The 1629-nt window shown below is 58.9% G+C and carries 2 protein-coding genes; both read left to right on the forward strand.

The features are described from left to right. Positions 1 to 25 precede the first annotated feature (25 nt). Complete coding sequence (locus tag P1T08_18785; GenBank protein MDF1598120.1) at positions 26 to 304, forward strand: 2Fe-2S iron-sulfur cluster-binding protein; 279 nt, start codon at positions 26 to 28, stop codon at positions 302 to 304. Positions 305 to 443: 139 nt separating this feature from the next. After that, on the forward strand, positions 444 to 1601 hold the full coding sequence (locus P1T08_18790; protein MDF1598121.1) for a hypothetical protein: 1158 nt from the start codon (positions 444 to 446) through the stop codon (positions 1599 to 1601). The last annotated feature ends 28 nt before the right edge of the window (positions 1602 to 1629 follow it).

Here is a 1629-nt window from a genome sequence, read left to right on the forward strand (position 1 = left end):
AACTAGCATCCAAACCCAACCCAAGGTGAGGAATTTCGATGAGCAACCCTGGGGAATTTCAGCGAGCGGCGTCAAAGCATTTGTCCGTCACGCTGCATTGCAGTGTGGTTTCTGCACTCCGGGGTTTCTCATGGAGGCGTTGGCCCTGATACGCCAGTCTCCGCGTCCGAGCCGGGGGGAGGTCACTGCGGCTCTGTCATCGAATCTGTGCAGGTGCACGGGCTATGGGCCGATCGGCGCGGCGGTTGGGGAGTGCTTGGACCAGATCGAAACCCCTGGCGGTTCATCAGCTCTCGGTACGTAAAGATCTGACTTGGACCTGATCCTGGGTACTGGTTGACGGTCCATCGATGTAATCGTAAACTATTCTGAATCAGTTAGGTATTCAAGGTCGGCCTCGACAGAAGCCACCGCCGAACTGACAACGGAGGGAGTCGGAGTTCATGAAGCTTCTCAAGCGTTGGCCAGCACTACTTATCGCGTTGGCACTGGTTCTGGCCGCATGTGGCGCAGACGAAGGGTCAGATACCACAACGTCCACCGCGCCTGCAGACGAACCAGTAGTCACCGCGACGACTGCGTCGACTGAGCCCGGAGACGAACCAGCAACCACTACTACGAGTACTACGTCGCCAGATGAAGCCATGGAGGCCGAGGTCGCGGCCTTCTACTCGGACAATGACATACACCTCATGAGTGGTGGAGGTGTCGGCGGTGGAGCCTATACCTACACAGAGTTGGTGGGCAGGTACATCGGACAATACATCCCCGGTAACCCCGAAGTCATCGTTGAGGCACGGCCGGGTGCGGGGACCATGATCAACGCGATCGCACTCTTCAACACCGACGAGAAGGACGGGACTTTCTTCGGCACGACGCATGCGAACATGATGCTTGCGGAGGCTACGGGGATTGAGGAGGCGAAGTTCAGTTTCCTCGAGTTTGGCGTTATTGGGGCTGTGGACAGTGCGTACCTCGCCTGTGGCGCCCTTGAGAGCTCCGGCATCACCGACATTCAACAGCTCATCGATGGCGGCGAGACGTTGCTCGTCGGGGCTTCCCAGCCGGGTTCTGGGAACCACGACACTCCTGCGGCGCTGAACGCTGCCATCGGCTCCCACTTCGAGATCATCTCGGGTTATGACTCGGGTGGCGGCCCCATCCTCCTGGCAATGGAACGTGGAGAAGTCGACGGCGGTTGCGGGACGGCGAGCACGTTCGAGGTGGCATTCCGCGATCTGATGGAAGACGGGAGCATGAAAATCCTCGTCACGATCGGTGACACGCCCGAAGGGAATCCGTTCTTGGAAGGTGTCCCCCATGCTGAAGACCTTGCATTGAGCGAAGACGACCTCGCACTTCTCAAGGTCGTTGCGGCCCCGGCCGCTGTTGCATGGCCATTCGTGATGCCCCCGGGAGTCCCACCCGAACGACTCGCCGCGGTTCAGAAGGCCTTTGCCATGACCCTTCAGGACCCGGACTTCCTCGCAGACGCGGCACAAGCCAATCTGGCTATCAACTACCAATCCCCTGAGGCTGTGCTAAGTGTATTCTGTCGCCACCGGGTGAATACTGACCCTTTATCACCGCTCGAATTTTGACCCCCTCCTGGTCGGGTCCACCACTGAT

The organism is Acidimicrobiia bacterium (assembly GCA_029210695.1).
Taxonomy (GTDB): Bacteria; Actinomycetota; Acidimicrobiia; order Spongiisociales; family JAHEDJ01; genus JAHEDJ01.